Below are 23,913 nucleotides of genomic sequence, written 5' to 3' on the forward strand. Positions count from 1 at the left end.
CCCTTACCTAATCGAGGAGTACCCGTGCCCATCTCCCGTCGAATCGGGGCGTTCGTCGCCCTGGCCGCGACCCTCGCGCTCGTCACCGGCTGCGCATCCGACGCCGGCTCCCCCGCCGCGAACACCGACTCGAACACCGACTCCAGCGAGACGTTCACCATGACGACCGTCTACGGTGACGTCGAGGTCCCCGCTTCCGCCGACCGGATCGCCGCCGTCTCGTACGACACCCCGTGGCAACTGATGTCGCTCGACGTCCAGCCGATCGCGACGATCGACTACTCGAGGTGGCTCGACAGCTACACGCCCGAGCAGCAGGCGTTCATCGCGGATGCCGCCAACATCGGTACCTTCGGCGAAGTCAACTTCGAGGCGCTGGCCTCCGCCACGCCCGACCTGATCATCGGCGATGCGTACGAGGTCGACGAGGCGACGTTCGAACGCCTGAGCGACATCGCACCCACCGTCATCCTGGGCGGCGGCGCACGCGGCGACTGGCAGTCGCTGACAAAGCAGGCTGCCGAGGCCACGGGCACCACCGCGGTCTGGGAGGCGAGCAAGACGGCCTATGAAGAACTGCGCGACAGCACCAGGGAGAAGTACGCCGACGTGATCGAGAAGAACGTGTGGATCAACTTCTCGTTCGGCGACGAGGCCGGTCAGTTCTCGGTGCAGCTCCCCACCGGCTCGACCGGCAACCTGGTCGTCAATGAGATGGGTCTGGCCTATGGCCCGGGCGCTCAGATCGAAGACGCCGAGCGACGCGGCTACGTCGCGCTCCCGCTCGAGCAACTGCCGACCGTGTTCGATGGTGTGACGCAGGCGCTCACGTTCGCCGCGACCGACGGGGTGATACCCACGGGCATCCAAGAGATCATCGACTCGAACATCTTCCAGACTCTGGACGTCGCGAAGTCGGGCAACATCTACGCCCTGACGTCGTCGGTCACCGACTACGAGACCGCGCAGGATTGGATCGACGAGCTGACCGAGAAGGTGCTGGAGCCCCTCAGCGAGTGACCACGTCCACCCTGCGGAGCGCAGAGGAGGGTCGTCGCACCGCGCGGCGGCCCTCCCCGCTCGTCATCCTCCCGATCGGGGTGGCCCTGATCCTGGCACTCTCGCTCGCCACCCTCTGCGTCGGAACCCCGATGCTCTCGCCGGTCGAGGCGCTGTCGCTGCTCATCTCGCCCGACGGGTCGCAGACGGCGATCGTCGTGCAGACCCTCCGGCTCCCCCGCGCGGTCCTGGCGATCGGGGTGGGAGCCGCACTCGCGGTCGCCGGGGTCGTGATGCAGGCCCTGACCCGCAACCCCCTCGCCGATCCGGGAATCCTCGGCGTCAACGCGGGCGCGTCCTTCGCGGTCGTCTTCGCCTTCGTGGTGCTCGGCGTGGAGGCCTTCGACCAGACGCTCTGGTTCGCCTTCGCGGGGGCAGCCGCGGCGAGCGTCGTGGTCGCCCTGCTCGGCGCGGTCGGCACGAGCACCTCGATCGCGCGACTCGCCCTCGCCGGTGTCGCCGTCGGCGCCGTGCTGTCGGGGTTCACGCAGGCGCTCAGCCTCGTCGATCCCGGCGACTACTCCCGTATCCGCGTGTGGGAGGCCGGCTCACTGGCGGCACGGGATCTCTCGAGCTCGCTCATCGCCCTCGCGGCGATCGCCGTGGGCCTGATCATCGCCTTCGGCAGCGGCCGCGGCCTCAATCTCCTCGTGCTGGGCGAAGACGCCGCGCATACCCTCGGCGCTCGGGTTTCGCGCGTGCGCGGCCTCGCGTTCGTGTGCATCGTCCTGCTGTGTGGCGCGGCGACCGCGGCGGTCGGGCCCGTGGCGTTCGTGGGGCTGCTCGTGCCGCATGCCCTGCGGCGGTTCACGGGCGCCGACCAGCCCCGCGCCCTGCTCTACAGCTCCCTCGGGGGCCCGGTGCTGATCCTCGCCTCGGACCTGATCGCCCGGCTGGTCATCGCGCCGCGCGAGCTGCCGCTCGGGGTCGTCACGGCGTTTCTCGGTGCGCCCATGCTGATCGTCCTCGTGCAGAGACGACGGAGGGGCCGGTGAACGTGCGATCCCTGACCCGGGCGGATCCGGCGCTCGGGCGCCGACGCATCCTCGCGTGGTCCGTCGTCTCGCTGCTGCTGGCGGCGGTGACCGCGGGCACACTCACCCTCGGCGAGCTCGGGATCCCGATCGGTGACGCGCTGCGTGCCCTGTTCGGACGGGGTGAACCCGGCATCGTCCTGGTCGTGCAGGAGTGGCGACTCCCCCGGGCGCTGCTCGGCATCGCGGTCGGTGCCATGCTCGCTCTCTCGGGTGCCCTGTTCCAGATCGTGACCCGCAACCCGTTGGGCAGCCCCGACATCCTCGGCTTCTCGACCGGGGCGTTCACCGGGGTGCTGCTCGTGATGAACGCCGGCGCGGTGAGCGTGCTGACCCTGACCACCAGCGCATTCGCCGGGGGACTCGCCGCGGCCGTCCTCGCCTTCGCTCTCAGCAGCAGGGCCGGTGTACACGGGTTCGCACTCGTCGTGACGGGCATCGCGGTCACGGCCATGCTGTCGGCCGTGAACACCGTGCTCGTCCTGCGCTCGGACGACCTCGTCGCTCTGTCGGCCGCGATCTGGGCGACGGGCTCACTCAACGGCGTGGACGCGCAGTGGCTGGTTCCGGCGATCCTGACGCTCGCCGTCACGGGCGCCATCGCGGCGGGGATGGCCCGGGCGCTCGTCGCGTACGAGCTCGGCGACGAGCGCGCCGCCGCCCTCGGTGCGCGTCCCGCGGCCACCCGCTGGGGCGCGATGATCCTCGGGGTCGCCCTGATCGCGGTGGCGACCGCGATCACGGGGCCCATCGGGTTCGTCGCCCTCGCCGCCCCGCAGATCGCGCGGCGGCTGTGGCGATCCGGGACGATCCCGCTCGGCGCGTCGGCCCTGACGGGGGCCCTGCTCCTGTGTCTGAGCGACCTCATCTCGGCGCGGCTGTTCGCACCCACGATCATTCCGACCGGTCTCGTCACGGTGAGCATCGGCGGCATCTACCTGGCGTGGCTGTTGACCACGCGCGAAAGGACGACTCGATGACTGAGACTGCAGCCCTGCACCGGGGCCGGGTCATCCGGCGCCAGATCGTGACCCCGCACATGGTGCGGGTGACGGTCTCCGACATCATCCCCGCCGACGGGGTACCGCCGAGGTTCGGCGTGCACGCGGACGAGTTCTTCGCACTCGTGGTGCCCTCTCGCGATGGCGAACCCGTGCCCCGGTACTACACGGCGCGGGCGTGGCGACCGGAGGTCGGCGAGCTCGACATCGATCTGCTGCTGCACGGCGAGGGCCCCGCGACCGAATGGGCCGGGCGCGCAGAGATCGGCGACGAGGTCGCGTTCGACGAGCCGCGCGGGCACTACCGGCCTCCGGCGGATTCGGAGTGGATCGGACTGTGCGGCGGCGCGACGGCTCTTCCCGCGATCGGGCGCATCATGCAGGAACGGTACGAGGCGACGGATGCCTCGGCATCCGCTCGCGTCCACGTCGTGCTGAGCGTCGACGACCCCGCCGACCGGCAGGACTTCCCCCTCCGCGACGGCGACACGGTGCGCTGGGTCGAGGCCGACGCTCTCGTGCCCGAGACCCTCGTCCGCGCCGAGGCCGATCCCGACACTCCGGGATATCTCTGGTTCGCGGGCGAGGCCAGCGACATGCGCGCCGTGCGCCATCGCCTGCGCCGCGAACTGCGCCGCCCCACCGACCGTTGGACGACGATGGGCTACTGGCGCCGCGATCGTGATCGCTGGCTCGCGCGGTACGAGGCCGCGGGCGAGGCGTTCCACCGGCGGCTCGAAGAGGTCTACGCGTCGACGGACGACGACGATACGCAAGCCGACCGCGCGGAAGAGCTGCTCGCCGAGAAGGGGCTGCTGTGAGCGCCGGATCTCAGCCGACGGACGCGCTCGGCCTGCGTTCGGTGAGCATCGCGTACGACCGTCACCGGACCGTGGTCGACGCGCTCAACCTCGACATCCGCGCCGGAGAGTTCGTCGCCATCGTCGGCCCGAACGGCTGCGGCAAGTCCACGCTCCTGCGCGCGATCGCCCGTCTGATGCGTCCGGCATCCGGCACGATCATGCTCGACGGTCGCGATCTGCGCGACCGGACTCCTCGAGAACTCGCGCGGGAGCTCGGGATGCTCCCGCAGAGCAACGTCGCCCCCGAGGGGGTGCGCGTCGTGGACCTGATCGCGCGGGGACGATACCCGCACCGCGGTGCCTTCGCAGCGTGGACGCCGGACGACGAGACGGCGGTGCGGCGCGCGATGGAGTCGACGGGTGTCGTCGACCTCGCCGCGCGCGACATCGACACACTGTCGGGCGGGCAGCGTCAGCGGGTCTGGCTCGCGATGGCGCTCGCGCAGGACACGGGCGTGCTGCTGCTCGACGAGCCGACGACCTACCTCGACATCGCGCACCAGATGGACGCGATGGAGCTCTTCCGTCGCGTGAATCGCGAGCAGGGCCGCACGATCATCGCCGTGTTGCACGACCTGAACCACGCGGCGCGGTATGCCGACCGGCTCATCGCGCTGCGCGACGGTCACGTGGTGATCGACGGACCGCCCACGGAGGTCCTGACGGCGGACGCCGTCGAGCGGGTCTTCGACCTGCCGTGCCGCGTGATCGAAGACCCCGAGACGCATACCCCGCTGGTCATTGCGCGTGCGCGCGGCTGAACGGACGTCGAGTCAGCGCTCCGGCTCCGGCTCCGGCACGACGTCCTCGCCGAGGACCTGCACGGCTCCCGTCAACGGATCCTGCTCCACCTCTTCGCTCATGGGTGCGTCGAACTGGGCGTTGTAGAGACGCCAGTATGCGCCCCGCGCGGCGAGGAGCTCGGCGTGGTTGCCCTGCTCGACGATCGACCCGCTCTCCATCACCAGGATCATGTCGGCGTCGCGGATCGTCGAGAGGCGGTGGGCGATCACGAACGCCGTGCGATTCTCGCGCAGTCGTGACATCGCCCGCTGGATGAGCAGCTCGGTGCGCGTGTCGACAGAGGACGTCGCCTCGTCGAGGATCAGCAGCCGGGGGTCGGCCAGGAACGCGCGAGCGATCGTGATCAGCTGCCGCTCCCCCATGCTCAGGTTCGTCGCCTCGTCGTCCAGCTGGGTGTCGTAGCCGTCCGGCAGCATGTGCACGAACCTGTCGACATAGGCGGCGGATGCGGCGGCCACCAGGTCTTCCTCGCTCGCCTCGGGGCGACCGTAGAGGATGTTCTCGCGGATCGTTCCGGCGAAGAGCCACGTGTCCTGAAGCACCATGCCGGTGCGGGAACGCAGGTCGTCGCGCGTCATCCGGCGCGTGTCGACCGCGTCGCCCTCCGCCGTGCCGAGAGCGATCGACCCCTCATCCACGTCGTAGAAGCGCATGATCAGGTTGACCAGCGTCGTCTTGCCGGCCCCGGTCGGCCCGACGATCGCCACCGTGCTGCCCGGTTGGGCCGTCAGGTTCAGCCCCTCGATGAGGGGCTTGTCGGGCGTGTACCGGAACGACACATCCCGGAACTCCAGCTCGCTGGCCGATTCGGGAACCGTCTCGGCATCGTCGGGGTCGGCGCTCTGCTCGTCCTCGTCGAGCAGCTCGAACACGCGCTCCGCGCTCGCGACCCCGGACTGCAGCAGGTTCGCCATCGAGCCGAGCTGGCTGAGCGGCTGACTGAACTGACGCGAGTACTGGATGAACGCCTGGACGTCTCCGATCGAGATCATCCCGGCCGCGACCTGCAGCCCGCCGACGACCGCGATCGCGACGTACACGAGGTTGCCGACGAACATCATGCTGGGCATGATGATGCCCGAGACGAACTGGGCCCCGAAGCTCGCCCGGTACACGCGGGCGTTCTCATCGCCGAACGCCGCCTCGACCTCGCCCCGGTGTCCGAAGACCTTCACGAGGGCGTGCCCGGAGTAGGTCTCCTCCACGCGCGCATTGAGGACGCCGGTCTGCTTCCACTGCTCGACGAACAGCTTCTGCGACCGTCGCGCCACCAGCACGGTGATCACGATCGTCAGCGGGATCGTCACGAGCGCGATCAGGGCGAGCACCGGTGAGATCAGGAACATCATCAGCAGCACGCCGACCACGGTCAGGAGCGACGTGATCACCTGCGAGAGCGTCTGCTGCAGCGACTGCCCGATGTTGTCGACGTCATTGGTCACGCGGCTCAGCAGATCACCTCGCTGCACGCGGTCGAAGTAGCTGAGCGGCAGACGGTGGATCTTGTCCTCGACCTGCAGGCGCAGACGATGCATCGCGCGCTGCACGACCCCGTTGAGGATGCGCGCCTGGAAGAGCGCGAAGACGCTCCCGAAGACGTACACGGCGAGCACGAGCAGCAGGATCTGACTCAGCTGGACGAAGTCGACCCCGGCACCGGGGACGAAGTCCATCGTCCGCAGCATGTCGGCCTGCTGGGTCTGACCGGCCGCCACGAGCTGGTCGATAACCTGCTGCTTGGTCGTACCGGAGGTGAACTGCAGCGACGTGAATCCCGAGAACACGATGTTCGTGCCCTCACCGAGCAGCTTCGGCCCCGTGACCATGAGACCGACGCTGAGCACCCCCAGCACGATCACGAGCACGAGGCGTGCCCTGTCCTGCCGGAGGGTGCCGAGCAGGCGTTTGGCGGACGCCCCGAAGTTCAGGGGCTTCGCGACGGGCCCGGCCATGCCGCCCATCGGCCCACGTCCGCCCATGGGTCCGCGCGGCGGGGGTGCCGTGGTGGTCGACGTGGCGGCGCGATCGCTCATGCCGAAGCCTCCACGCTCTCCTGCGACTCGACGATCTCGCGATACGTCTCGTTCGTCTCCAGCAGCTCGGCGTGTCTCCCGATTCCCACGACCTCGCCGTGATCGAGGACGACGATCTGGTCGGCGTCGCGGATGGTGCTGACGCGCTGGGCGACGACCAGGCGCGTCGCGTTCGGGACGCGAGCCGTCAACTCGCGCCGGAGCGTCGCATCGGTAGCCACGTCGAGCGCCGAGAACGAGTCATCGAACACATAGATGTCGGGGCGTTTCACCAGCGCCCGCGCGATCGCCAGACGCTGGCGCTGACCGCCGGACACGTTGACACCGCCCTGCGCGATCGGCTCATCCAGGCCGAGCGGCATCGCCTCCACGAAGTCGCGTGCCTGGGCGATCTCCAGAGCCCACCACAGGTCCTCGTCGCTCGCTTCGGCATTGCCGTAACGCAGGTTCGAGGCCACGGTTCCCGAGAACAGGAACGCGCGCTGCGGCATCAGACCGATCATCTTCCAGAGCGCGTCGGGGTCCCACTCGCGTACATCGATCCCCCCGACGCGCACGGCCCCCGCGGTCGCGTCGAAGAGCCGGGGGACGAGTCCGACCAGCGTGGACTTGCCCGCGCCGGTCGATCCGATGATCGCCGTGGTGGTTCCGGGTGCGACACGGAATCGGATGCCCTTCAGCACCGGTTCCGCCGCACCGGGGTACGAGAATTCGACGTCGTCGAACACGATGTCGGCCGAGACGGACCCGGGGTGGACGGGCGACGCCGCCGTCACCACGGACGAGTCCGTCGCGAGCACCTCGCCGATGCGATTGGCGCTGACCGCGGCGCGCGGGATCATCACGAACATGAACGTCGCCATCATGACGCCCATGAGGATCTGCATGAGGTACTGCAGGAACGCGAACAGCGTGCCGATCTGCGCCTCGCCCGCCTGCACCTGGAACGCGCCGAACCAGATGACGGCGACGCTGGAAACATTCAGGACGAGCATGACGACGGGGAACATCAGCGCCATCAGGTTGCCGGCTCGCAGACCCGATTCGGCGACGCCCGCGCTCGCCCCGCGGAAACGTGCGCGCTCCTCGTCCTCACGGACGAAGGCGCGGATGACGCGGATGCCGGTCAGCTGCTCCCGCATGATCTGGTTGACGCGATCGATGCGCTTCTGCATGGCCTGGAAGTACGGCACCATGCGCACGATGATGAGGCTGACCGCGATCAACAGCACCGGGATGCTCACCGCCATCAGCCACGACAACCCGACGTCCTGCCGGATGGCGAGCACGACGCCGCCGATCGCGAGGATCGGGGCCGAGACCATCAGCGTGGCCGTGACCTGCACGAGCATCTGCACCTGCTGCACGTCGTTCGTGTTGCGGGTGATCAGCGACGGGGTGCCGAACTGGCCGACCTCGCGCTGCGAGAAGCCGACCACGCGGTGGAACAGCGCGGCGCGCAGGTCGCGTCCCATGCCCATCGCGAGCTTCGACCCGAAATAGACCGCGGCGATCGCACACGCGACCTGCGCCAGCGTGATGCCGAGCATGAGTGCGCCGATCGACCAGATGTAGGGGATGTCACCCGTGACCACGCCGTTGTCGATGATGTCCGCGTTGAGCGTCGGCAGCAGCAGCGACGCGATCGACTGTCCCAGCTGGAACAGGATCACGGCGACCAGGAGGGGCCACGCGGGCCGCAGGTGGCGGACCAAGAGGGACCAGAGCACTGTCAGACCTTCCTGCGGGCGGTTTCGGGTACGTCCCCGGAGACACGTCGCAACCCGGGGAACTCTAGCGCTGCCCGCACCATTCTGCACGCGGGGACGTGCGTCGTCCCGGCCACGCGCGGGACCTTTGGCCCTGCTCCGCAGATGGGGGCGGCGAGAGCATGAAACGAGCGACCGTGGAGAATCCGCCTCCCGCGAGCAGACGAAAGGACCATGTCATGGAATCGACCGCACACACCAACGCAGCGCCCTCGCAGATCGACCCGGCGAGCCTGTTCCTGCCGCCGACGCAACCGCTGGACCTGACGCACCTGTTCGCGCACTCCGCGGCCCGCTGACGGGCCGGCCCCGCACTGTAGGCATCATCCCGAAAGGAAGAGACCATGGTCACCAGCACAGAGCCGAAGCCGATCGTCGTCGGCGTCGACGGATCGGCCAGTTCGATCGAGGCGCTGCGGAAGGCGGCGGAGCTCGCTCGGATGATGGATGTTCCCCTCGAAGCGGTGACGGCGTGGCAGTTTCCCGTCACGTACGACGCCTCCTTCGCGACCGGAGACTGGTCGCCCGAGGGCGACGCGGAGGACATCCTGACCGAGGCCATCGAACAGGCGTTTCCGGAGGGTCGGCCGGAGGGGCTGCGAACGTCGATCCGTCCCGGCCCGGTGGCCGCATCCCTCATCGACATGAGCGATCATGCGTCGATGCTCGTCCTGGGCAGCCGCGGTCGGGGCGGGTTCGTGGGGCTCCTCCTCGGATCGGTCAGCGCGACATGCGCTCAGCACGCGCGGTGTCCGGTGCTGATCATGCACGAGCCCAAGAAGGCCGCCGCGTGAGCCGAGACGGGTACGCGACGGCTGGGCGTGCGGTCCTCACGGACCGACGTTCCCCCAGCCTTTGCGTTCGGCCCCATAGACCGCGACCTGGGTACGTCGCTCCATGCCGAGCTTCGCGAGCAACCCGCTGACGTAGTTCTTGACGGTCTTCTCGGCGATCCCGAGGCGCTCGCCGATCTCGCGGTTGGTCATCCCCTCGGCGATCAGGCCGAGGATCTGACTCTCCCGCAACGACAGACCCGGGTCGATCGACCCCTGACGCGGCTCCTTGTCGGGGTGCAGCGTCCGCGCCGCGCGCAGCATGACATCGGCAGCCTGGATCGTGCCCCCCGACGCAGCCTGCCGGACCGCGTCGACGATCGAGCCGCCCCGCACGTTCTTGATGACATACCCGCTCGCGCCGGCCAGGACCGCGGACCGCAACGCCTCGTCGTCGTCATAGGCGGTCAGGATCAGGCACTTCACGCTGGGGTGCGCGGAGCGGATGTCGCGACACAGGTCGATACCGCTTCCATCGGGCAGACGAACATCCAGTACAGCGACGTCGGGACGCGTGGCTTCGATGCGGCGCATCGCTTCGTCGACACTGCCCGCCTCGCCGACGACCTCGAGGTCGTGCTCGGCGTCGATCAGCTGGGCCACGCCACGTCGCACGATCTCGTGGTCGTCCACGACGAAAACTCGGGTCATTGCGAGACTTCTTCCGATGATTCGACCGGATTCGACGGTTCGAGGGGAACGCGCCAGTGCACGACCGTACCCGATTGTCCGGGCTGTCGCGACGAGACGATGTCGCACGAACCCGAGCGCAGCCGCGCGCGCTCGGTGATATTGGCCAGGCCGCTCCGTACGACACCCTCGGCGATGCCGACGCCGTCATCCGAAACGGTCAGCTCCACCTGATCGTCGACGATCTGGACCACCACGCTCACGGTCTCGGCATCCGCGTGTTTCGCGATATTGGTCAACAGTTCTCGTACCACCGCGACGAGGTCATCGTCGAGACGGCCCGCGATGACGTTGTCCAGGGCACCCATGAAGGCGACTCGCACGGGCATGGGCCACGAGTCGCTCACCTCGGCAACGACGTCCAGGATGCGATCGCGGAACGATTTCTTGCCGCGTCGGTCGCCGCTCCCGAGTGCGAAGATCGCGGAGCGGATGTCCTTGATCGCGGCGTCGATCACGTCGATCTGGGTTTCGATGGCTTCGGATGCCGCGGGGTCCACGGTCGCCGAGACCGCTTGGAGCGAAAGACCCGCACCGAACAGCCGCTGGATCACGTGATCGTGCAGGTCGCGGGCGATCCGCGCCCGATCGCGCGTCGTCTCGGCGCGCTTGCGATCCTCGCGAGCGCGCACGATCTCGAGCGCGATGCTCGCCTGGGCCGCGAACGCGAACGCCATCTCGAGGTCGGCCTCGGTGAACGAGCGCCCGTCGGGCGCGCGCGAAACCATCAGCACGCCCAGCGCCTCGTCCCCCGCGAACAGCGGGATCGCGACCGTCGGACCGAGCACCGGTTGCCCCTCGAACATCGTCCCCGCGGGCTCACGGTCGATGCTGAGGGCCTGCCGCGTGCGCAGGGCGCGTCCCGTCAGGGTGCCATCGGCCTCGTACGTGTGAGCCTGCAGCTCCGCCGCCGACAGTCCGTACACGGTGGAGAGGACGAGTCGGTCGGTGCCGTCCGGAATGGCAACCGCCACCAGGTCGGCATCTATGAGCGCGGCCACGCGTGCCGCGATCACGTCGAGCACGTTCGCCCCGTCGACGTCGAGCATCGCCGACATCACATCCGCGATCGTCGCGTTCCACAGCTCTCGCGTGCGCGCGGCGTCGTACATGCGGGCGTTCTCGATCGCGATCCCGGCCGTCGCTGCCAGGGCGACGACGAGCTCTTCGTCTGCGGCGCTGAACGCGCCACGGACGGCCTCGGTCAGGTACAGGTTTCCGTAGACCTGCTCGCCGACGCGCACCGGCACGCCGAGGAACGAATCCATCACAGGGTGGTTCGCGGGGAATCCGACCGATCGAGGTTCGGCGCCGAGGTGCGGAACACGGATCGGTTCCCGGTCGGTGATCACCGCCCCCAGAACGCCGCGACCGACCGGCAGATGGCCGATGCGTTCGACGGAGGGCGCATCGATTCCGACATGGATGAACCGTTCGAGCCCCCCGTCCTGACCGATGACGCCCAGGGCACCGTACCGAGCGCCGACGAGGGTCATTCCAGCCTCGACGATCCGACGCAGAACGACCTCGAGGTCGAGCCGCTCGACGAGGGATGTGCTGGCGATCAGCAGATCCGACAGCCGCTGATCCGACAGCGCCTCGAATGGGCTCGCCAAAGAATCCTCGGTCGGTGAATCCGTGTCGTTCGAGGGAACCGTGTCGTCAGTCATACGCGCCTCCCGGCGTTGGACGCTGTTCGCAACCCTACCGACGACGCGGTCGCACCTCACGTCTGCGCGGGACTCACCGCCACGGGAACGACACACACCGGGATGCGGGACTGCGCGACGGTGTCCTGTCCGACCGAACCGAGAATCGCGCCGGTGACGGGTCCACGGTGGTGGGTGCCGATGACGAGCAGCGACGCGAGCCGCGCCTCGGCCAGCAGTGCGGCAGGCGGGTTGTCGTTCACCAGCACCCGTTCGATCGCCAGCCCCGGATAGGCGGCCTGCAGATCATCACCGACGGTGTCCAGGATGCGGCGATGTCCCGCCTTCTGTTCTATCGGGGATGCGAGCACCGCGACCGCACCATCCATCGTCGGCACCGGCATCTGCCAGGCATGCACGAGCATCAGCCCCACGCCGGCGGCCTGCGCTTCGCGGGCGGCGAAGTGGATGGCAGCCGACGAGCTGTCGTCGTCATCGAGCCCGACGAGCACCCGGCCCTCTTTCGGGGTCCAGTCATCCGGCACCACCACGACCGGGACGCTCGACCGTGCAACCGTACGGAGCGGACGCCACCCCGTCAGCGCCGCGCGCACGGGACGACGCCGGTGTGCACCGATCACGAGCAGGTCGGCCTTCTCGGCCGCCTCCAGCAGCGCACCGGGCAGGTGACCGGTCACCCGACGCGACCGCACGAGCGCACCCTTCGCGATATCACGGAAGCGACGCTCGGCATCGTGCAGCACATCGGGGATGACCGTCTCATCGAACAGGTCGGATGCGTTCACCGATACGATCTCGACACTGGTCGAACGCTCGGCCGCACGGGCAGCGGCCCATTCCAAAGCGACCAGCGACGGCTCCGATCCGTCATAGCCCACCACGATGTTGTCCATGGTCATCCCTTCCCGCCTGGCCCCAGTAGGGGTGCCCTGCGTTTCTCCTGCTACGTTCCCGACGTTACGTCGGGAACGAGCGGCTGCCAGGGGCCGAAGGTCCTACCGGCTCCGGGGATGATGCGAACGAGCGCGGAGCCGGAGGCAGCTACCCCGCGCCGAGCTGCAAGAGCTGATCGCGGACGGTCCGGCGCAGCACTTTGCCGACCTGGGATCGCGGCAGTTCGTCGACCTGGACGATCTTCTTGGGGATCTTGTACGCGGTCAGGTGCTGGCGGCAGAAGTCGCGGAGCGCGGACGCATCGAACACGGCGCCGGGCTTCATCACGACGGCCGCGGCGACATCCTCTCCCCCGGAGGGGCGCCGCAGACCCACGACCGCCGCACTGTCGACGTCCGGGTGCAGCATGAGCGCCTGCTCGACCTCGGTCGGGCTCACGTTGAACCCGCCCGTGATGATGAGCTCCTTCAGACGGTCGATGATCGTCACGAACCCGTCCTCCGACATCGTCACGATGTCACCGGTCCGCAGCCAACCACCCGGCAGCAGAGCGGCCACCGTCTCATCGGGAGCATTCCAATAGCCGCCGAAGACCTGCGGGCCGCGGATCAGCAGCTCGCCCTCCTCGCCGGGTGCACGGTCCTGCGTCGGGTCGTCCGGGTCGACCACCCGGATCTCTGTGCTGGGGAACGGCACGCCGACCGTGCCGGGGCGACGGCTCGGACCCGCGGGGTTCCCGAGCGCGACCGGGGACGTCTCCGTCATGCCGTACCCCTCGACCAGGAGCCCACCCGTCGCCTCCTCCCAGCGCGTCACCGTAGCGACCGGAAGGCTCATCGCCCCCGAGATCGCGAAGCGGACACCGGTCAGGTCGATGCGCTTGTGGTTGCTGGCGCGGGCCAGAGCGTCGTAGATCGGCGGCACGGCAGGCAGGAAGGTCGGCGGGGAGGTTCGGGTCGCCGCGATGACCAGGTCGAGGTCGTACTTCGGGAAGAGCACGAGCTTCGCGCCGATCGAGATCGCGAATGTCAGGCACAGGGTGAGTCCGTAGGCGTGGAACAGCGGCAGGACCGCGTAGACGACCTCTTCGCCGTCGTGGAGTCCCGGCAGCCACGCTCGCCCCTGAGCCGCGTTGGAGCGCAGGTTGCGGTGCGACAGGATGGCCGCCTTGGGGGCGCCCGTCGTGCCGCTCGTGAGCAGCAGCAGCGCCGTGTCATCGAGCGTCGGATGCGGGACCCGCTCCGAGATCCGGCGCGCTTCGACGATGCGCGACCAGGGGATGATGCCCTTCGCCGTGGGCTTGGCCGTGATCGCCTCACGGGCCTTCCGCGCCTTCGCGATCGGAAGGCGCAGGGCGAACCGCTTGCCGAACGGCATGGCCTCGGGCAGGCTCACCGACACCACGTGCGCGGGTCGGGCGTCCTCGGGAAGCGCAGAGACGACATCCGCGATCTTGTCCCACACGATGGCGACGACCGGGGAGGTCACCTCGAACTGGTGCCGGATCTCGCGCGGGGTGTAGAGCGGATTGTGCTCGACGGCGATCGCTCCGAGACGCATGACCGCGTAGAACGCAACGACGTGCTGGGGGCAGTTGGGCAGCGCCAGCGCCACCCGATCCCCCGCCTGGACGCCGAGCTTGCGCAGCCCACCGGCCGCGCGTGCGACGAGCTCACCGAGCTCGGCATAGGTCGTCGTCGCACCGAAGAACTCGAGCGCCGTGTGCTTGCCATACTTCGCGACGGATGCGTCGAGCATGTCGAGAAGGGTCTCCGTGACGGCGGGGATCTCGGCCGGTACGCCCTCCGCATAGGAGGCGACCCAGGGGCGATCCCCCGCGGAATTCGAGCTCTGCACGATCGGTACCTTCCCTCAGCGCCCGTCGAGCGCCGCGTCGATGAGTGTCGTCGCCGCACGCCGGGCGACCGCGGCGGGGGCCACGGTGCCGGCGATCGCCGCGGTCGTCTGCGCCCCCTCGGCCAGCAGGGCGAGCTCTGCCGCGAGCTCTTCGGAGTCCGGGGCACTCAGCCCCGTCGCCCGTACGAGCTCTTCGACGTAGCGCTGGAACGACTCCTTGTGCTCGCGGGCGATCGTGACAATGGCCGGCGACGTCGCCCCGAGCTCGCCGAAGGCGTTGATGAATCCGCAGCCGCGGAAGGATGCCTCACCGAACCACTGCTCGAGGAAGTCGTACATCGCGAGAAGTTTTTCGCGCGGCGTGGTCGACAGGCTCACGGCATGTGCGACCCCGGATTCCCAGACCTCGTGTCGGGCGGCGAGAACGGCTATGACGAGGCTCTCCTTGCTCGGGAACACCGAGTAGAGCTTCTTCAGCGACACCCCCGCGGCTGTGCGGATGTCGTCCATGCCGACGGACTGGATCCCCCGGCCGTAGAACAGGGCATCGGCCGCCTCGACGATGGCGTCACGCGATACATCGAGCGTGATGCTCATGGGGACTCCTTCCGGATCGGGACGAGAGAACGATTGTTCTCAACACTACTCGCTCGTTCGAGAAGACGTGGGGGGACGTTCATCTCACAGGGGTTGCGCGGAGAACGCACGTTCTCTATGGTTGGGGACATGCAGAGAACGATGGTTCTCAGCGGCCCTCTCCACGAGGACATCGAACACCCATCAATCCGAACACCCATAAAGGAGACACTCATGGCGAAGATCACCGTTGGCCGCGAGAACAGCGTCGACATCGAACTGCACTACGAAGACAAGGGCACGGGTCAGCCGGTGGTCTTGATTCACGGATACCCGCTCGACGGCAACTCGTGGGAGGGTCAGACCGCAGCCCTGCTCGACGCCGGATACCGCGTCATCACATACGACCGCCGGGGATTCGGCCAGTCCTCGCAGCCCTCGGTCGGCTACGACTACGACACCTTCGCCGCCGACCTCAACGTCGTCATGGAGACTCTCGACCTGCGGGACGCCGTGCTCGTCGGCTTCTCGATGGGAACCGGCGAGGTCGCGCGCTACATCGCGACCTACGGTTCGGCGCGCGTCGCGAAGGCGGCTTTTCTCGCCTCGCTCGAGCCGGGCCTGCTCATCACCGACGACAACCCCGAGGGCGCCGCGCCGCTCGAGTTCTTCCAGGGCGTGGTCGACGCGGTGAGGAACGACCGCTACGCCTACTTCACGGCGTTCTACAACGACTTCTTCAACCTGGACGAGAACCTCGGTTCGCGCATCAGCGAAGAGGCCGTGCGGAACGCGTGGAACATCGCCGCGGGCTCCGGATCGGTCGCCTCGGCCGCAGCTCCCCTCACCTGGGCCACGGACTTCCGGGCCGACATCCCGAAGGTCGACGTGCCGACGCTGATCCTGCACGGCACCGCCGACCGCATCCTCGGGATCGACGCGACCGGGCGCCGCTTCGCGAAGGCCCTGCCGAGCGCCGACTACGTCGAGATCGAGGGCGCCCCGCACGGCCTTCTGACCACGCACACGGCCGAGGTCAACGAGGCGCTGCTGGCCTTCCTCGCCAAGTAGTCACCGCTGCGGGCGGCATCTCTCCGAAGCTCTCACCAGAGCGGATGGATGTCCGCCCGCAGCAGGCAGTCGGCTGAGCGCCGCCGCTAGATCAGGCCCAACCCGCGGACGACCAGGTAGACGGCCGTGAGGAGGCACACCACGATGCCGATCACGCGACCGTGGCGCGAGAGCACGGCCTGCAGGCGTCCGAGTTGCCGGGTGGCCGTCTTCGGGCTGAGGACCGCCCATCCGAGCGGCAGAAGAACGGGAAGAAGTGCCCCGAATGCCAAGACACCGTAGGCGACGCCGGATGCGAGGGCCCCGGCATCGGCCGAAGCCGTCTCGTGCGCACCCGCCAGCACGAGCACGAGGGTGCTGATGTTGGTGGCCATCATGAGGACGCCGAGCGCCGCGGCGCCGAGCGCGAGCCAGCGCGAGGCGCGCAGCCGCGTCAGGGTCGCACCACTGCCGGATCCTGAGCGCCGGAACACCAGCACGGCCGCGACGATCACGAGCAGAGCCGCCAGGGCGAGATCGACCGCGTCGCTGACGGCGCTCGCGCCGGTCGACGGCCCGCGCTGCGGCAGGGCCGTGGCGAGCAGGAGCGCCGCGCAGACGACCGCCGCAGCGCCCACGAGGTACGACGCGAGGGTACGGATGCCCCGGCCCGCGAACCCGGCGAGGATCTCCACACTCGCGCCCAGCAGCGCCGGGCTGACCGCGGCACCGGCGGCGAGCGGCAGGACATGCAGGACGAGCGTCGCGTCGGTGCCGGTCACCGCCACAGGATATCGGCACCGTCCGGGGCGCGGGCGGGCATCCCTCCGGCGCTGTCACCAGAGCGGATGGATGTCCGCTCGCAGCAGCCGGTCGTAGACGTCCCGCACCGCGGCATCGAACGCCTCGACGTCGAAGCCCTGCTGCAGCAGTGCCGCCGCCTCGGCATTCGAGACGGCCTGACGCGGGTTGCGCGCACCCGGGATCACGGTCGTCACGCCGGGGCGCGACATGATCCAGGCGAGGGATGCCTGGGGCAGACTCACCCCGTCCGGCAGCGCGGCGGCGAGCTCGTTCGCCGCCCGGATCCCGACCTCGAAGTCCACTCCCGAAAAAGTCTCGCCGCGGTCGAACGCCTCGCCGTTGCGGTTGTAGGAGCGGTGATCCGACTCGGCGAAGATCGTGTCGGCCGTGTACTTGCCCGAGAGCAGCCCGGATGCGAGCGGCACGCGAGCGAGGATGCCCACCCCCGCAGCCTCGGCGGCGGGCAGCACCTCGTCGAGCGGCTTGAGGCGCAGCGGGTTGAAGATGATCTGCACGCTCGCGACGCCCGGACGACCGATGGCCGAAAGTGCCTGGTCGCACGTCTCGACCGAGACGCCGTATGCCGCGATCGAGCCATCCGAGACCAGCTCATCGAGTGCGTCGTAGGTCGCATCCGCGTCGATCACCGCGCTCGGCGGACAGTGCAGCTGGACCAGGTCGAGGGTCTCGACCCCGAGGTTGCGGCGCGACCGATCGATCCACGCGCGGAAGTTCTCGGGCGAGTAGTTCTCGGGCTCCTGCGGCAGACGGCGGCCCATCTTCGTGGCGACGAAGACGTCGCTCCGCCCCCGCAGGAAGCGCCCGATCACCGTCTCGGATCGCCCGTCGCCGTAGACGTCGGCCGTGTCGAACAACGTCACGCCCTCGTCGTCGGCGGCCCGCAGGACGGCGAGCGCGTCATCCTCGCTGACATCACCCCAGTCCGATCCGAGTTGCCAGGTGCCGAGCCCGACGAGCGAGACCTCGCGCCCCGTACGTCCCAAGATGCGCTTCTGCATAGCCGTCCTTCCGATCGGCGTCCAGGCTAACTCGCGGTCTGGACGTCGATCACCCAGGTGACACCGAAGCGGTCGGTCAGCATCCCGAAACCGGGACTCCATGCGCAATACGGTGGGTGGATGATCGTCGACTTCGAGGGCACCGTCTATCGATGGGATGCGCGGACGGATGCATCCTGGTTCTTCACCGATCTGCCGCCCGACGACAGCGAGGCGATCCGCGAGATGCAGGACCCCGCGCTCCGCCGCGGGTTCGGCGCCGTCCGCATCCGCGTCACGATCGGGGACTCGGTGTGGATGACGTCGATGTTCCCCTCGTCCGCCGGGACGTACACCGTTCCGCTGAAGAAGTCGGTGCGCGACCGCCAGGGTCTCGCCGAGGGCGACCAGGTCCAGGTCCGCGTCGAGCTCACGCTCTAGCTCGGGTGCCCCATCCCACCCTTCCCGACCGAAACACTCCATGTGCCGCGAACTGGCACGCCCTCAGGCCCGGGGCAGATCCACCGTGACGTCGAGCCCGCCCGACGGACGCGCGACGATCTCCAGCGAGCCATCCTGCGCCTGCACGATGCTCTTCACGATCGCGAGCCCCAGACCGACGCCCGAGTCGTGCGAGGGGTGGTGCGAACGGATGCGTCCGGCCCCCCGCTGAAAGGGCTCCGTGAGGGTGGACACGCTCGCGGGCGGCACGACCTCACCCGTATTGCCGACGACGAGTCGGACGGACCCGGCATGCGCCGACGTGACGACCTCGACGGTTCCCCCTTCGGCGCGGTTGTGCACGATCGCGTTCTGCACCAGGTTCGACACCATCGGCAGCAGCAGCGTCGGCGAGCCGCGCACGAGGGCGACATCTCCCGACACCTCGACGATCACACCGCGCCTGTCCGCGAGCGCCTGCAGGGTCTCGGTGGCCTCTTCGACGATGAGCGACAGGTCGACGACCTCGCGCGCGAACGACCGCTGATCGGCGCGGCTCAGCAGCAGCAACGCCTCGGTGATGTCGATCGCTCGGGCATTGACCGAGCGCAGCCGCTCGAGCAGCCGCGGGGTGTTGCTCGCGGGGTCGCTCCGTGCGACCTCGAGCAGCGCCTGCGTCGTCGCGAGCGGGGTCCGCAGTTCGTGCGACGCGTTCGCCGCGAACCGCCGCTGCTCGGCGACATGACTCTCGACGCGGTCGAGCATCGCATCGAAGGCGTCGGCGAGCTCGCGGAACTCGTCGTCCGGTCCGGCGAGCCGGATGCGGTGCGACAGGGCACCCTCGGTGGTCTGCCGGGCGACCAGTGTGATCCGCCGCAGCGGCGCGAGCATCCGTCCGGCCAGCAACCAGCCGCCAACGAGCCCGAAGACGAGCAGGAACCCCATGACCGCGGCTGCGGCCGGAGCGAAGGCGCGCAGCAGGTCCGAACGGTTCGGCATGAACGGCCCCGGGCCCGTGATGCTGCCATCCGGCACGTAACGCAGCAGGAAGACCCAGACCGCGGCGAGCAACAGAGCGCCCGCGATCATGAGGAACCCCGCGTAGCTCAGGGTCAGCTTCAGCCGGGCACTCATCCCGCAGCCTCGATCCGGTACCCGACCCCGGGCACCGTGGCGATCAGCCACGGCTCACCCAGGCGCTTGCGCAGAGACGACACCGTGATGCGCACCGCGTTGGTGAACGGGTCGGCGTTCTCGTCCCAGGCGCTCTCGAGGAGCTCTTCGGCGCTCACCACCCCACCCTCGGCCGCGAGCAGAACGTCAAGCACCGCGAACTGCTTGCGCGTGAGCGCGACGTACCGCCCCTCGCGATACACCTCGCGACGGAACGGGTCGAGGCGCAGGCCCGCGAACGCGCGGATCGGGGGCCTGCTGGTCCCGCGCCTGCGCTCGAGCGCGCGCAGCCTCAGCACGAGTTCGCGCAGCTCGAAAGGCTTGGTCAGATAGTCGTCGGCGCCCAGCTCGAAACCCGAGGCCTTGTCGTCGATTCGGTCGGCGGCGGTGAGCATCAGGATGGGAATCCCGCTCCCCGAGGCGACGATGCGCTGTGCGATCTCGTCCCCCGACGGCCCCGGGATATCGCGGTCGAGCACCGCGAGCTCGTATGAATTGACCGACAACAACTCCCACGCCGCGTCGCCGTCACCCGCGATATCGGCAGCGATCGCTTCGAGTCGCAGCCCGTCGCGGATGGCCTCCGCCAGATAGGGCTCGTCCTCGACGATCAGCACACGCATCCCCCGATGCTACGAGCCGGGTCGTATCGTCCGCGTATGAAAAAGCCCATACGCGCTCGCAACACGGCGGCTCGTTGACTGGGCCCCATGACCTCTTCTCCACCCGCCTCGAAGTCCAGAATCCGGGCCCGGCGCATCCTCGCCATGACGATCGTCGTCGCGGCGCTGGCAATTACCACTCTTATCGCGATCCCCGTCGCGGGTGCGCTGTCTCCCGCAACGGACACGGACGCCTCCCCCGCAGCGGGGCCCGATGAAGTCCCGGACGGCACTCCCGATGGAGCCCCGGACAGCGGGGGAAACGGAGCCGGTGCGGGCATGGAGGCCGCGCTCGAGGGCGTGACCGCCTTCGACGACATTCCGGCCGTGACGCGGATGAACCCCGACCTGCTGCGAGCCCTGAAGCAGGCGACGAAGGATGCCGCTCGCGAAGACGTCTCGGTCGAGGTCACGAGCGGGTGGCGCTCGCCCGAGTACCAGGACCGGCTCCTGCAAGAGGCTGTGGCCCAGTACGGCTCGCGGGAGGAGGCCGCGCGATGGGTCGCGTCGTCGAAGACGTCGGCCCACGTCTCGGGCGACGCCGTCGATGTCGGCGGTTTCGAGGCGACCCTCTGGATGAAGGAGCACGGCCCCGCCTACGGGCTCTGCCAGATCTACGACAACGAGCCGTGGCACTTCGAGCTGCGCCCCGAGGCACCCCAGCAGGGCTGCCCGGACGTGTACTGGGACCCGACCTACGACCCGCGGATGCAGGGCTGACCGGCTCGTATTGACGGAGTTATGAACGTACGGATGTCTCAGCCCAGCGCGGCGCGGTGAAGCTCGCCGTACGCTTCGCCCACAGCCTCGGCGAGCGCGTCGACGCGCGGAACCGCCGCGGGGTCCGTGCAGAATCCGATGCCGATCTCGTCGGCATGCGAGATCGCCGCGACGCGCAGGGCATGGTGCGCACCGGGCTCGGATGACGAGAACAACCGCTCGACGCGGCGCCCCGCGACGGCGACCGGAACGCGCGGGCCCGGGACGTTCGATATGGCCAGGCTGAACTCGCGTGAGCTGTCGGCGACGCGGTGCACGATCGCGTCCACCGTCGGGATCGTACCCAGAGCATGGAAGAGCTCGTAGAGCATCGCGGCATCACCCGACTGCTTCTCGGTGCGCGTCCGTGCGCTGATGCGGTCGAGCCGGTCCAGCGGGTCGGGTGCGGCGATCTCGAGATCGACGTTGATGAACGAGTCGTGATTGCCGGGCGCCGCCGCATCCTCGTCCCTGTGGTGCAGGCTCACGGGCACCTGCGCCCGCAGATCGAGGTGAGCACCGTGACGGCCGAGCCAGGTCCGCAGACCGCCCGCCACGGCGGCGAGCAGCACATCGTTGACCGTCGCGTGGTGGGGCCGGGAAGCGCCGATGGCCTTCAACCCGGCGAGAGGCGCGACCGTGAACGCCAGGTCGCGCGCGCCGCTGATGCGCCGGTCGAACGGCGATCTCGAGCCCGGCTGGCCGAACTCGCGCGCCAGGACCGCGGGAAGGCTGATGTGTGCGCTCGGCACCGGGTCGGGGACGGATGCCCCGGGCACAGGCGGCTCATGCGCTGGCGACGCGGGCGCTGGCGACGCGGGCGCGGCGAGCCCGGGCTCGACTCCTTCATGCGGGTCCAGCAGGATCGTCTCGAGGAATCGCATCCCGGCGATGCCGTCGACCATCGCGTGGTGCATCCGAGCCGCGATGGCCTCGCTGCCATCCGCGAGCGGACCGATCAGGTCGAGCGTCCACAGCGGCCGGCCGCGGTCGAGGTGTTCCGACATGAGCGCGCTCACCACGCGCCGCAGATCCTCCGTGGTCGCGCACTCGGCCCCGGCGCGGCGGCGCACGTGCTCGGCGATGTCGAAGTCCTCGGCCGTGACCCAGCGAGGCGGCTGGCCCGCTCCCCCACCCTGCACGCGCTGGAGAGCGCGCGGCTGGTCGACGAGTCGGCTCAACACGGTTGCGCGCAGCGCCGACAGATCGAGCGGCTCGCCCGGCGCGAGGATCATCAGCTTGAGCGTGTGCCCGGTCAGCACGGATGATTCCAGGGCCAGGATGCGTGCATCGTCGGCAGACAGCAGCTCACCGTCATCCGTCACGGTCGTCAGCCTAGCGATGCCGCGGGCCGCGGGATGATGGGGGCATGCCCTTCGCAGACGAGCTCCTCGGCGTCGATGTCGCGGCCACGCTGGCCCGTTCCATCCAGGGCGCCGTGCCCGACCGCGTCCTTCGCGAACTGCCGCGCGCCGCAGACGCTTTCGACGGACTGTCGCTGCGCGAACGGGCGGATCTGCTGCGAGACGCGCTTCTGGCCGACGTCCCGGGCAACTATGCAACTCTTGCCCGCACCATCCGGTCTGCTGCTGAGCACGATCCGGCGTTCACCGGATGGCTGATCTGGCCCGTCACCAGCGCGGTCGCCGCGCGCGCCGTCGCCGAGGGGACGGATGCCTCGTTCGACGACGCCATGGCTCTCCTCTCCGAGCTGACGGGCCGGCTGACGGCCGAGTTCGCGATCCGCACGCTGCTGCGCCACGACCTCGAGCGGGCGCTCGACATCATCGCCGGATGGACGGTCGCATCCGACGAGCACGTGCGGCGACTCGCGAGCGAGGGCACTCGCGCGTATCTGCCGTGGGCGGTTCGCGTGCCGGGGCTGCTGAGCCACCCCGCGGCGACCGTCCGCATCCTGGATGCGCTGTACCGCGACGACAGCGAATACGTGCGCCGGTCGGTCGCGAATCACCTCAACGATCTCAGCCGCGACTCCCCCGAGCTGGTCGTCGAGACGGCCCGACGCTGGCTCGAGACGCCCGCTGCCACGACGCCGGCGCTCGTCCGCCGTGCGCTCCGCACGCTCGTGAAGCGCGGTGATCCACGCGCCCTCGCCCTGCTCGGATTCGGTCCCGCGACCGTGCAGATCGACGGACCACTGCTCGCCGAGACCCGCGTGGCCTGGGGCGAAGAAGTCCGGTTCACCGCCGTCATCCGGAACACGGGCGTGGAGAGCGCACGCCTGTCGGTCGACTACGTCGTGCACCACCACCGCGCGAACGGCACGCTCAGCGGAAAGGTCTTCAAACTCGCGACGGCCGACCTGGCGCCCGGCGAAGAGCTGGCGATCGACCGGCGGCATTCCTTCCGCGCGATCACCACGCGCCGCTACTACCCGGGCGCACACGCCATCGCCCTGCTGGTGAACGGTGTCGCGACCTCGCCCGTCGCGTTCGAGCTGTTGCCCCCGCGGGCGATGCGGCGGAAGCACGATGAGCGCGATAATGGCGACGTGAGCGAGATCAAGACCCGGCCGACCGACGAGGATGTCATGGCGTTCCTCGAATCCGCGACGCCACAGCGCCGTCGAGACGACGGGATGGCCCTCGCCCAGATCTTCCGTGAGGTGACCGGTGCCGAGCCCGTCCTGTGGGGACCGTCGATCGTCGGATACGGCAGCTACCACTACGTGTCCCCCGCCAATCCGCGCACACAGGGCGAATGGCCGAAGACGGGCTTCTCCCCCCGCAAGGCACAGCTCTCGATCTACGGCCTGAAAGACCTGCCTCAGGGCGCCGAGCTCCTGCCACGGCTCGGCACCTACACGGAGGGCGCCGGATGCGTCTACGTGAAGAAGCTCGACGACATCGACCTGAACGTCCTGCGGCGGCTGATCGCCATCGCCTGGCAGCGCAGCGACGACCCGGCGCCGTAGCGCTGATC

The 23,913-nt window shown here is 69.1% G+C and carries 22 protein-coding genes; 10 read left to right on the forward strand and 12 right to left on the reverse strand.

What is annotated here, in order from left to right:
- Positions 1-24: 24 nt before the first annotated feature.
- From CGU35_RS08940 to CGU35_RS08960, 5 genes are read left to right on the forward strand one after another with little or no spacing between them, the layout of a single operon-like run.
- Positions 25-1,020, forward strand: coding sequence for an ABC transporter substrate-binding protein (locus CGU35_RS08940; protein ID WP_100811134.1), 996 nt, complete (start codon positions 25-27; stop codon positions 1,018-1,020).
- On the forward strand, positions 1,017-2,054 hold the full coding sequence (locus CGU35_RS08945; protein WP_198519535.1) for a FecCD family ABC transporter permease: 1,038 nt from the start codon (positions 1,017-1,019) through the stop codon (positions 2,052-2,054). Before CGU35_RS08940 ends, CGU35_RS08945 begins: the two co-directional genes overlap by 4 nt.
- The gene (locus CGU35_RS08950) at positions 2,051-3,073 is read left to right on the forward strand and encodes a FecCD family ABC transporter permease (protein WP_100811135.1); all 1,023 of its coding nucleotides are present in this window, start codon (positions 2,051-2,053) and stop codon (positions 3,071-3,073) included. The genes CGU35_RS08945 and CGU35_RS08950 overlap by 4 nt, the downstream gene beginning before the upstream one ends.
- The gene (locus tag CGU35_RS08955; RefSeq protein ID WP_100811136.1) at positions 3,070-3,915 is read left to right on the forward strand and encodes a siderophore-interacting protein; all 846 of its coding nucleotides are present in this window, start codon (positions 3,070-3,072) and stop codon (positions 3,913-3,915) included. The genes CGU35_RS08950 and CGU35_RS08955 overlap by 4 nt, the downstream gene beginning before the upstream one ends.
- Positions 3,912-4,718, forward strand: a complete 807-nt coding sequence (locus CGU35_RS08960) for an ABC transporter ATP-binding protein (RefSeq protein WP_100811137.1) — start codon at positions 3,912-3,914, stop codon at positions 4,716-4,718. Before CGU35_RS08955 ends, CGU35_RS08960 begins: the two co-directional genes overlap by 4 nt.
- Positions 4,719-4,730: 12 nt before the next feature.
- Here CGU35_RS08960 and CGU35_RS08965 read toward each other — a convergent pair whose 3' ends face one another.
- Positions 4,731-6,794 carry an ABC transporter ATP-binding protein gene (locus CGU35_RS08965; protein ID WP_100811138.1) on the reverse strand — a complete coding sequence of 688 codons (2,064 nt, stop codon included), beginning with the start codon at positions 6,792-6,794 and terminating at the stop codon, positions 4,731-4,733.
- Positions 6,791-8,524 (reverse strand): ABC transporter ATP-binding protein, encoded by a 1,734-nt coding sequence (locus CGU35_RS08970; protein ID WP_100811139.1) that lies wholly within the window; start codon positions 8,522-8,524, stop codon positions 6,791-6,793. Before CGU35_RS08970 ends, CGU35_RS08965 begins: the two co-directional genes overlap by 4 nt.
- Positions 8,525-8,907: 383 nt before the next feature.
- Here CGU35_RS08970 and CGU35_RS08975 point away from each other — a divergent pair, with 383 nt between their 5' ends.
- Positions 8,908-9,357: a universal stress protein gene (locus CGU35_RS08975; protein ID WP_100811140.1), complete on the forward strand. Its 450-nt coding sequence runs from the start codon at positions 8,908-8,910 to the stop codon at positions 9,355-9,357.
- 36 nt (positions 9,358-9,393) lie between these two features.
- Here CGU35_RS08975 and CGU35_RS08980 read toward each other — a convergent pair whose 3' ends face one another.
- The 5 genes from CGU35_RS08980 to CGU35_RS09000 form a co-directional block, all read right to left on the reverse strand.
- The gene (locus CGU35_RS08980) at positions 9,394-10,047 is read right to left on the reverse strand and encodes a response regulator (RefSeq protein ID WP_100811141.1); all 654 of its coding nucleotides are present in this window, start codon (positions 10,045-10,047) and stop codon (positions 9,394-9,396) included.
- Positions 10,044-11,756 (reverse strand): GAF domain-containing sensor histidine kinase, encoded by a 1,713-nt coding sequence (locus CGU35_RS08985; RefSeq protein ID WP_100811142.1) that lies wholly within the window; start codon positions 11,754-11,756, stop codon positions 10,044-10,046. Before CGU35_RS08985 ends, CGU35_RS08980 begins: the two co-directional genes overlap by 4 nt.
- 56 nt (positions 11,757-11,812) lie before the next feature.
- Positions 11,813-12,655: a universal stress protein gene (locus CGU35_RS08990; protein WP_100811143.1), complete on the reverse strand. Its 843-nt coding sequence runs from the start codon at positions 12,653-12,655 to the stop codon at positions 11,813-11,815.
- Positions 12,656-12,797: 142 nt separating this feature from the next.
- Entirely contained in the window at positions 12,798-14,507 is a 1,710-nt protein-coding gene (locus CGU35_RS08995) for a long-chain-fatty-acid--CoA ligase (RefSeq protein ID WP_181003343.1), read from the reverse strand.
- A gap of 15 nt (positions 14,508-14,522) precedes the next feature.
- Positions 14,523-15,104, reverse strand: a complete 582-nt coding sequence (locus CGU35_RS09000) for a TetR/AcrR family transcriptional regulator (RefSeq protein WP_100811145.1) — start codon at positions 15,102-15,104, stop codon at positions 14,523-14,525.
- 213 nt (positions 15,105-15,317) lie between these two features.
- Between CGU35_RS09000 and CGU35_RS09005 the strand changes: the two genes are divergently transcribed.
- Entirely contained in the window at positions 15,318-16,154 is an 837-nt protein-coding gene (locus tag CGU35_RS09005) for an alpha/beta fold hydrolase (RefSeq protein WP_100811146.1), read from the forward strand.
- Between the two features lie 86 nt (positions 16,155-16,240).
- Here the strand turns inward: CGU35_RS09005 and CGU35_RS09010 are convergent, their stop codons facing one another.
- Both CGU35_RS09010 and CGU35_RS09015 read right to left on the reverse strand, forming a co-directional pair.
- Complete coding sequence (locus CGU35_RS09010) at positions 16,241-16,915, reverse strand: GAP family protein (RefSeq protein ID WP_157813925.1); 675 nt, start codon at positions 16,913-16,915, stop codon at positions 16,241-16,243.
- A gap of 54 nt (positions 16,916-16,969) precedes the next feature.
- Positions 16,970-17,956 carry an aldo/keto reductase gene (locus tag CGU35_RS09015; RefSeq protein ID WP_100811148.1) on the reverse strand — a complete coding sequence of 329 codons (987 nt, stop codon included), beginning with the start codon at positions 17,954-17,956 and terminating at the stop codon, positions 16,970-16,972.
- 120 nt (positions 17,957-18,076) lie between these two features.
- Between CGU35_RS09015 and CGU35_RS09025 the strand changes: the two genes are divergently transcribed.
- Entirely contained in the window at positions 18,077-18,376 is a 300-nt protein-coding gene (locus tag CGU35_RS09025) for a DUF1905 domain-containing protein (RefSeq protein ID WP_100811149.1), read from the forward strand.
- 63 nt (positions 18,377-18,439) lie between these two features.
- Here CGU35_RS09025 and CGU35_RS09030 read toward each other — a convergent pair whose 3' ends face one another.
- Together CGU35_RS09030 and CGU35_RS09035 are read right to left on the reverse strand one after the other, a co-directional pair.
- On the reverse strand, positions 18,440-19,510 hold the full coding sequence (locus CGU35_RS09030; protein WP_100811150.1) for a sensor histidine kinase: 1,071 nt from the start codon (positions 19,508-19,510) through the stop codon (positions 18,440-18,442).
- Positions 19,507-20,172 carry a response regulator transcription factor gene (locus CGU35_RS09035; RefSeq protein ID WP_100811151.1) on the reverse strand — a complete coding sequence of 222 codons (666 nt, stop codon included), beginning with the start codon at positions 20,170-20,172 and terminating at the stop codon, positions 19,507-19,509. Before CGU35_RS09035 ends, CGU35_RS09030 begins: the two co-directional genes overlap by 4 nt.
- Positions 20,173-20,259: 87 nt before the next feature.
- Here CGU35_RS09035 and CGU35_RS09040 point away from each other — a divergent pair, with 87 nt between their 5' ends.
- Positions 20,260-20,931 (forward strand): M15 family metallopeptidase, encoded by a 672-nt coding sequence (locus CGU35_RS09040; protein ID WP_100811152.1) that lies wholly within the window; start codon positions 20,260-20,262, stop codon positions 20,929-20,931.
- Between the two features lie 38 nt (positions 20,932-20,969).
- Here CGU35_RS09040 and CGU35_RS09045 read toward each other — a convergent pair whose 3' ends face one another.
- On the reverse strand, positions 20,970-22,295 hold the full coding sequence (locus CGU35_RS09045; RefSeq protein ID WP_198519536.1) for a wax ester/triacylglycerol synthase domain-containing protein: 1,326 nt from the start codon (positions 22,293-22,295) through the stop codon (positions 20,970-20,972).
- 44 nt (positions 22,296-22,339) lie between these two features.
- Between CGU35_RS09045 and CGU35_RS18555 the strand changes: the two genes are divergently transcribed.
- Positions 22,340-23,905 carry a DUF1801 domain-containing protein gene (locus CGU35_RS18555; RefSeq protein ID WP_232711205.1) on the forward strand — a complete coding sequence of 522 codons (1,566 nt, stop codon included), beginning with the start codon at positions 22,340-22,342 and terminating at the stop codon, positions 23,903-23,905.
- Positions 23,906-23,913 lie beyond the last annotated feature (8 nt).

The organism is Microbacterium sp. BR1 (assembly GCF_002812725.1).
Taxonomy (GTDB): domain Bacteria; phylum Actinomycetota; class Actinomycetes; order Actinomycetales; family Microbacteriaceae; genus Microbacterium.